This is a genomic window from Azospirillum formosense, assembly GCF_013340925.1.
Classification (GTDB): domain Bacteria; phylum Pseudomonadota; class Alphaproteobacteria; order Azospirillales; family Azospirillaceae; genus Azospirillum; species Azospirillum formosense.
This window is the reverse complement of sequence record NZ_WHOR01000261.1, coordinates 1-8194: the sequence shown is the minus strand read 5'-3', so window position 1 is coordinate 8194 and position 8194 is coordinate 1. Positions and strand designations below refer to the sequence as shown.

6 protein-coding genes and 1 pseudogene are annotated in these 8194 nt (G+C 68.5%); 5 read left to right on the top strand and 2 right to left on the bottom strand.

Features of this window, described 5'->3' with window-relative positions; genetic code table 11:
- A pseudogene (locus GBZ26_RS24075) lies at nucleotides 1-1536 on the bottom strand (autotransporter domain-containing protein); the annotation flags it as partial.
- Nucleotides 1537-1981: 445 nt separating this feature from the next.
- Nucleotides 1982-2347, bottom strand: a complete 366-nt coding sequence (locus GBZ26_RS24070) for an OsmC family protein (protein WP_343207298.1) — start codon at nucleotides 2345-2347, stop codon at nucleotides 1982-1984.
- A gap of 281 nt (nucleotides 2348-2628) precedes the next feature.
- Here GBZ26_RS24070 and GBZ26_RS24065 point away from each other — a divergent pair, with 281 nt between their 5' ends.
- From GBZ26_RS24065 to GBZ26_RS24045, 5 genes are all read left to right on the top strand, one after another.
- Nucleotides 2629-2958: an acyl carrier protein gene (locus tag GBZ26_RS24065; RefSeq protein ID WP_174441020.1), complete on the top strand. Its 330-nt coding sequence runs from the start codon at nucleotides 2629-2631 to the stop codon at nucleotides 2956-2958.
- Nucleotides 2955-4130 (top strand): acyl-CoA dehydrogenase family protein, encoded by a 1176-nt coding sequence (locus GBZ26_RS24060; protein ID WP_174441019.1) that lies wholly within the window; start codon nucleotides 2955-2957, stop codon nucleotides 4128-4130. Before GBZ26_RS24065 ends, GBZ26_RS24060 begins: the two co-directional genes overlap by 4 nt.
- A 26-nt stretch (nucleotides 4131-4156) precedes the next feature.
- Entirely contained in the window at nucleotides 4157-5095 is a 939-nt protein-coding gene (locus tag GBZ26_RS24055; protein WP_246654080.1) for an amino acid--[acyl-carrier-protein] ligase, read from the top strand.
- Between the two features lie 20 nt (nucleotides 5096-5115).
- Nucleotides 5116-6018, top strand: a complete 903-nt coding sequence (locus GBZ26_RS24050) for a DUF1839 family protein (protein ID WP_174441017.1) — start codon at nucleotides 5116-5118, stop codon at nucleotides 6016-6018.
- A 6-nt stretch (nucleotides 6019-6024) separates the two neighbouring features.
- Nucleotides 6025-8194 (top strand): glycosyl hydrolase 2 galactose-binding domain-containing protein (locus GBZ26_RS24045; RefSeq protein ID WP_174441016.1); only part of this gene is annotated, 2170 nt, incomplete at its 3' end.

Sequence of the window (8194 nt, the reverse complement as noted above, 5' to 3'; positions counted from 1 at the left end):
AGATTCACGGGGGTAGGCCGGCGCCAGGGTAAGTGGGGTATGAGAGCCGGCGATGGCGCCGCTCGGGGGAGGGGGGGGCGGGGGGTGGGTATTCGGGGGCGGATCAGGGTTGGGGTTGGGGTTCGGATCCGGATCCGGCTGCGGCGTCGCCTTGGTCAGGGTCAGCTGAATCCGCTTTCCCGCCGTGTCGAAGGTGGCCGTCGGGGTCAGCGTCGCGTCGCTGCCGGTGATCGTGGTAAAGGCGCCGGACACACCATCCGTCGCGGTCACGATTGTGTAGGTCGTGCTGTCGCCGTAGCCGCTGCCGGTGGAGGTGACGGACAGGTCGCCGCCGATCGTGGCGGTGCCGGTGACCGCCAGCTTGCTGGCTGCGGAAGAGGTCGTCCGGATCACCAACGTGCTGCCGCTCTGCTGCGTGTAGTTGCCGGTAACGGTCAGTGTGCCGGGCGCGCCGGAGCCGCCGGGCGTCACGGTCGTGCCGGACGGGCTGGTCACGTCGCCGACGACCGTTCCGGTTCCCGTCAGCGTCGTGCCGCTGCTGAGTTGCAGCCCGGTGGTGAGGGAACCGTTGACGCGCAGCGTGCCGGTCTGGACGTTGGTGGCGGCGGCCGAACTCACGCCGCCCAGCGTCCACTCCGTTCCGCTCATGTTGAGCGTGGTCAGGCCGGACACCGGCCCGGACAGGGTGCCGCTGCCTTCCAGAAGAAGGACTTGGTTTTGTCCATCGGCCTGGATGCCGCCGACCAGCACGCTGCCGTCCTGCAGGTTGATGAAGCTGCCCGCCCCGAACGCATATGTCTTGATCGCGCTGAAGCCGTTGCCGGCGGCGATCGTTCCATGGTTGACGATGGTCGAAACGCCGCTGACGGAAAGCGCGTCGACGTTTCCGACGATCGTGCCGTAGTTGGTGATAACGCTGGGTGTGGTCAGGCCATACACGTTGATCGCAGGGTAATCCACCTGTGAAAACGCTTGCGGCGACCTTACGCTCTTGATCAGCGCCGTGCCGTTGCTCGTGGAGCCGTTCGTAAGGCTGATCGCATGAGCGGATTCGATGGCGGACCAGTTGCCGATGATCGTCCCGGTGTTCTCGATGGCCGACTTCCGATTGTTCGCCGAACCGGCGAACAGGATGCCGGTGTAGGTGTTCGGCACGCTGATCAGCCCGGAGTTGATCACGGTGCCGTAGTTCTGCCCGTAGATGCCATCGGCCTGATAGAAGTTGGTCTCGACCGAGATCTTGATCGTGCCTTGGTTGGTCAGGGTCCATCCGTTGTCTGCCTTGACCCACACGCCGGTAGGCAGATCGGTGAACACGTTGCCGGCGCCGCTGTCGACCACGCCGCCGGTGCTGGTGATGAGGATGTTGCCGGCCGTTGGCTCGAAGGTCTGGTTCTGGATCGTCGACAGTGTGTCCATCGGCGCCGCGTTCGCAGCCAGCGACACGCCGAGCGCGATGGGGGCGGCGACCATCGTCGGCAGGCGCCCGCCCGACATCAGGCTTTGACGGATCGACTCGAGGGTAGACGGCGGCATGGGCGATTCACCTTGCGATCGGGGCGTAAGCGTTACGACGAATGGTTTACACCATCCGATCATAACGGGTACTCCGCATGACCGCCAAGATAAAACGCATAAAGGCACAAAAAATCATAACATAATTTTTGCCTAATTTTGCTGTGAGCGTCAAAAAATAGGCGTTGAATTCATGATTATTTATGTAGTGAAAGGTAGAGAGGCAGCTTCTTTGCAAAAATCGAGGCAGATTATGTCGCGTCGCCCGAGTGGGTGGAGTTTTGTCGATTAACGATTTTGTGAATGCCCGGATTTGTAAATGCAGCAAATTGTCAAATAGCGCATTCCCGCCGATCCAACGCTTCGTTCCTGCAATGCCAATGTGGCAAATTCCAACGGCGGAGGTTAATGGGCGGTGTCGGCCCGACGGTCGTTGCCCCCTTGCAGGCCGCCGGGCCGGACACGGTTACAGAAGCCGGGCGTTCAAGGTGATCTCCGTTCCGGCCAGGGCCTTGGACACCGGGCAGTTCTTCTTCGCACCTTCGGCCTGCTGCTGGAAGGTCTGGGAGTCGATGCCGGGAATCTCGGCTTCGCAGTCCAGTTCGATCCTGGTGATGGCGAAGCCCTCGCCGGACTTGTCCAGATGGACGCGGGCGGTGGTGTGGACGCGTGTCGGCGTGTGCCCGGCCTTCGACAGGCCGGCGGACAGCGCCATAGAGAAACAGCCGGCGTGGGCCGCGGCGATCAGTTCCTCAGGGTTGGTGCCGGTGCCATTCTCGAAGCGCGACGGAAAGGAGTAGGCGCCTTCGAACGCGCCGCTGCCCAGCCGCATCGTGCCTGATCCCTGGGCAAGGTTTCCCCGCCATTCCGCATCCGATTGCCGCACAGCCATAGTGATCTCCCGATCCTGGTTGTTGGATGAACCGTCGCTCAAATTAGAGCCGTTCGGGGAAACGGCAATCGCCACAGGTGTTAAGCAAGAGGAGCGGCCAGCATCCGAAAAGCACCCGACACATACGGAAAAGCAGAGGAAGACGCAGAACAATTAAGGTTTTGTGGCGTTGTCCCGGCACAGGGAAAGCCAGAGGTTGAATGGGGGTAGGAGGAATGAGCATGCGCCAACCGGATTGGCAGATCGCGGCTGGAACGGCGCCGCGGGGCGGTGATGCCCCGGCGGTCAGCGCCGCCGACATCCGGGCGCTTCTGGCCGACAGCGGCTGGCTGGCTACTGATGCCTCCACCCTGTCCGACGAGGACGACCTCTACGCCGCCGGATTGACCTCCCACGGGTCGGTGAACCTGATGCTGGCGCTGGAGGAGCGCTACGGCATCGAGTTTCCGGAACATCTGCTGCGCCGCCGCACCTTCGAGAGCATCTCGGCGATCCGTGCCGCGGTTGCCGGTTTGCTGGACGGCGCGCCGGGCGGGACGGGGGCCGGATGAGGGCGGCCGCGCCGGACGGTCCGGCGGCGGTCGCCGCAGAGGCTGCCGCCATCGCGGAGCACCACGCCGACAGCGTGGATCGCGAGGCGCGCTTTCCCAAGGAAAGTTTCACCGCTTTGAAAGAGGCGCGGCTGCTCGGCCTGATGGTGCCGCGGGATTTCGGCGGCGGCGGCGGCGGTCTGACCGATGCGGCGGCGGTGGCCCATGCGCTGGCCCAGAAATGCCCGTCCAGCGGGCTGATCTACGCCATGCACCAGATCCAGGTGGCCTGCCTCGTGCGCCATGGGCAGGGCAGCGACTGGCATCGCGCTTTTCTGGAGCGGTTGGCCGGTGAGCAGCTTCTTCTCGCCTCCGCGACGACCGAGGCCGGGATTGGAGGCGACGTGCGCTCCAGCGTCTGCTCCGTAGAGGGCGAGACGGGCGGCGCCTTCCGGCTGGAAAAGCAGGCGACGGTCATCTCTTATGGGGCGGAGGCCGACGCGATTCTGGTGACGGCGCGGCGCGCGGCGGACTCGCCGCCCTCCGATCAGGTCATCGTGCCTGTGCTGCGCGGGCAGGCGCGGTTGGAGGAGATCGGCGGCTGGGACACGCTGGGCATGCGCGGCACCCGCAGCGTCGGCTACCGGCTGGTGGCGGAGGCGGAGCGGGCGCAGATCCTGCCGCTGCCCTATGCCGACATCTCCGCCCGCACCATGCTGCCGGTGACGCACATCCTGTGGAGCAGCGTCTGGCTGGGCATCGCGACCGACGCGGTGGCGCGGGCCGCCGCCTTCATCCGGGCGGAGGCGCGCAAGCGTCCCGGCACCCCGCCACCGGGCGCGCGGCGTCTCGCCGAGGCGACCGCCGGCCTTCAGGCCATGCGCGGCCTGGTGCGCGGCGCGCTCGCCCGCTTCGAGGAGGTGGCGGACGATCCCGACCGTCTCACCGCCCCGGGCTTCGCGGTCGCCATGAACACGCTGAAGACCGAAGCGGCGGAGATGGTGGTGCGGATTGTGGGGCAGGCGATGCTGGCCGGCGGCTTGGCCGCCTACCGCAACGACAGCCCTTACAGCCTGTGCCGCCATCTGCGCGACGCCCACTCGGCGCCGCTGATGATCAACAACGACCGGATACTGGGCAACACCGCGAACCTGCTGCTGGCGCACAGGGACAACGGTTCTCTCTTCGGCTGAGGCTTTCTCGGAACGGAATGCGGCGGATGGACATGCGGGCAGAGGGCACACCGGTGGAGAATGGGCAGGCGGCGTTCCGCGACGCGCTGATCGCGGCCGGGCTGCTGATCCCCACAGGGGTCGACGGGCTGTACGGCCGCAGCGGAGTCTTCGAGGATGTGGTGGATCGCTTCAACGATCTGATCACCACCTGGGGCGGCGGCGACGGGGCGGACGTCATGCGCTTCCCTCCTGGGGTGGCCCGCCACCAGTTCGAACAGAGCGGCTATCTGAAGAGCTTCCCGCATCTGGCCGGCACCGTACACGCCTTCAAGGGTGACGAGCGCGCCCACCAATCCCTGCTGCGCCGGCTGGAGGAGGGGGAGGAGTGGACCGACGCCCAGATGGCGACCAACGTCGTCCTGACCCCTGCCGCCTGCTACCCCGTCTACCCCACCATCGCGGAGCGCGGGCCGCTGCCCGCCGACGGCGCGCTGGTCGATGTCTATTCCTACTGCTTCCGCCATGAACCGTCGCTGGACCCGGCGCGGATGCAGCTGTTCCGGATGCGCGAATATGTGCGCGCCGGCACGCCGGAGCAGGTCATGGCCTTCCGGCAGAGTTGGGTGGAGCGGGGGCGGGCGCTGATGGAATCGCTCGCCCTGCCGGTGGCCGTCGATCTGGCGAACGACCCTTTTTTCGGGCGGGCCGGGCGGATGCTGGCGGTCAGCCAACGCGACCAGGGGCTGAAGTTCGAACTGTTGATCCCCATCGCGTCGGTCGAGCAGCCCACCGCCTGCCTCAGCTTCAACTACCACCAGGACCATTTCGGGCTGCTCTGGGACCTGCGGACGCCGGACGGCGCCGTTGCCCATACGGCCTGCGTCGGCTTCGGGATGGAGCGGGTGGCGCTGGCGCTGTTCCGCCATCACGGCTTGGACGTGAAGGCGTGGCCCGCCGCCGTGCGCGCCGTCCTCTGGGGCTGAGCGGGCAGGGGAGGCCGGGCATGGAGCATCCGCTCGACAGGCCGGACCGCGACTGGGCGGAGACCAACTGCTACACCGACCTGTGGCTCGGGCTGCTGCGGGCGCTGGGGATGGAGCCGATGGCCTCCCTGGCCTTCACCGTCGCCCAGGATTTCGAAGGCGACCAGTTCACCTTCTTCAAGGTGCCGCCGGAAGACCTGCGCCGCCTCTACGGGCTGGAGGTGCAGGAACTCGCCCTCTACGACCGGGTGGAGACCCATGCGGCGGTGCAGGTGACGCGCGGTCGTCCCGTTCTGGTGGAGGTGGACGGCTATCATCTGCCGGACACGCGGGGAACGTCGTACCGCGCGCAGCACGTCAAGACGACCATCGCGATTCTCGGCATGGACGCGGGCGCGCGGCGGCTCGACTACATTCACAACGCCGGGCGTTTCATGCTGGAAGGGGAGGATTACGACGGCCTGTTCGCCCCCGCCCCTCTGTTTCCCTATGTGGAGTTCGTGAAGCGCAGCGGTCCGGCCTTGGAGGGAGAAACCCTAATGGAGGCGTCCCGCACCCTGCTGTCCCGCCATCTGGGCCGCCGCCCGGCGGGCAACCCCATCGCCGCCTTCCGCGCCGCCCTGCCGGAGCATCTGGAGAGTCTGGCTGCCCGGCCCATGGACTATTTTCACCTCTACGCCTTCAACACGCTGCGGCAGGTGGGAGCGAACTTCGAACTGCTCGGGATGCATGTCCGTTGGATCGGCGGGCCGACGAACGCGGCGGAGGCCTGCGCCAGCCTTTCCGCCACCGCCAAAGCCTTTCAGTTCCAACTTGCGCGTGGCGTGCACCGGCGGCGCTTTGGCGACTACGCGCCGCCGCTGGAGGCGATGGAGCGCGCATACGACGGCGCGCTTGGCGCGCTGCTCCGCCATTACGGGTGACCGACCATGGCGCGCCTTCATGCCGTGAGCGGCCGCAGCGTGACGCCCCTGTCCACGGGGTGGGAACTGTGCGTGACCGAGCCGGGCGGAACGCCCGCGGGGGACTGGCTGCCCGCCCCGGTGCCCGGCACCGTCGCGCAGGCGTTGCGCGAGGCCGGGCTTTACCGTCTGGGCGATCCGCTTCCCCTGCACGACCGCGACGTCTGGTACCGGACGCGGCTGACCGGTGACGGGCCTTGCACCCTGCGCTTCCATGGCCTCGCCACCGTTGCGGAGGTCTGGCTGGACGGGGAGCGCATTCTGAGCAGCGCCAGCATGTTCCAGCGCCACGACGTTCCCGTCACCTTGCACGGGGTGCACGCGCTGCGCATCGTCTTCCGCGCCCTGAACCCGGTGCTCAGGGCGCAGAAAGGTCGGGGCCGCTGGCCGGTTCGGCTGGCCGAGCCGGCGGGGCTGCGCGCGGTGCGGACGACGCTGCTTGGCCACATGCCCGGCTGGTGCCCGCCCGTGCCGGCCGTCGGCCCCTGGCGGCCGGTGGAACTGATCACGGAGGATGGTCCGCTGCGCGTCCGCTCGGCGGACATGCGCGCCATGCTGGAGGGGCGGGACGGCCGCCTGTCCTTGACGCTGGCGGCGGAGTGGACCGGGTCCGCTCCCCCGCCGGGCTGGCTGGAAGTGGGGGAGATGCGGGCTCCGCTTCGCTGGACCGGGCCGGGGGAATTGCGCGGCGCCGTCCGCCTGCCGGAGGTCGCGCCCTGGTGGCCGCACAGCCACGGTCGGCCGGCGCTCCACCCCGTGCGTGCCGTGGTGGGCGACGAGCGCGTCGACCTGGGGAGCACCGGCTTCCGGCGCATCGAGCGCGAGCCCGGCGAGGGCTTCGCCCTGCGCGTGAACGGGGAGCGGATTTTCTGCCGCGGCGCCTGCTGGAGCAGCCCCGACATCGTGGCCTTGCCGGGGACGCGGGACGCCTACGCCCCCTGGCTGGAACTGGCACGGCAGGCCGGGATGACCATGCTGCGGGTTCCAGGCATCGCCACCTACGAGGCCGACGCCTTCTTCGACCTGTGCGACGAGATGGGAATTCTCGTTTGGCAGGATTTCATGTTCGCCAACTTCGACTATCCGGCCGATGAGGCGTTCTTCGACGTCGCCCGGCGGGAGGCGGCGCAGTTCCTCGACCGGGTGCAGGCCGCGCCGTCGCTTGCCGTGCTGTGCGGCGGCAGCGAGGCGGAGCAGCAGGCGGCCATGCTCGGTTTGCCGCGCGAGCGCTGGAGCCAGCCGCTGTTCGACACCGTCCTGCGGGAGGAGACGGAACGGGGGCGGCCCGACGTGCCCTACGTGACCAACTCCCCGACCGGCGGACCGCTGCCCTTCGCCGCCGACGCGGGCGTGACCCACTACTACGGCGTCGGGGCCTATCTCCGCCCGCTGGAGGACGCGCGTCGGGCGAATGTTCGCTTCGCCTCCGAATGCCTCGCCTTCGCCAACATGCCGGAGGCCGGGGCGCTGCCCGGTGTTCCGGCGGTCCACGATCCGCGCTGGAAGGCGCGCGTGCCCCGCGACCCCGGCGCGCCTTGGGATTTCGAGGATGTGCGGGACCATTACCTGCGGATGCTGTATGGCGGCGATCCGATGGTCCTGCGCTACGAGGACCCCGACCGCTACGCGCGGCTGTCGCGCGCCGTGACGGGGGAGGTGATGGAGGCCGTCTTCGCGGAATGGCGTCGGGTCGGCTCCTTATGCGCGGGCGGGCTGGTCTGGATGTTCCAGGACGTCTGGCCGGGGGCCGGCTGGGGCGTGGTCGGGTCCGGCGGCGTGCCGAAGGCGGCGTGGCACGCGCTGCGCCGCGCCTTCCGGCCCGTGCAGATCCTGCTGACCGACGAAGGGGTGAACGGGCTGGCGATCCATCTGCTGAACGAGACGGCAGAGCCGGTGGAGGCGGTGCTGACCCTGACCGCCCTGCGGCGGGGCGGGGGGGCGGGGGTGCGGGGGGCGAGGGGGGGCGCCCCCCCCCCCCCCCCGGCCCCCGCCGCGTCGGGCCCCCCCGCGCCCCCCCCCTTCCTCTGGTTGTCACGCGCCCACCCCTCCCGTCCCCCCCCCCCCCACGCAGGGGGGGGGGGCGTTGTCCATCCGTGGCGCGCTGCCCCGCACGCCCGTGCGCTCCCCTTCTCTCAGG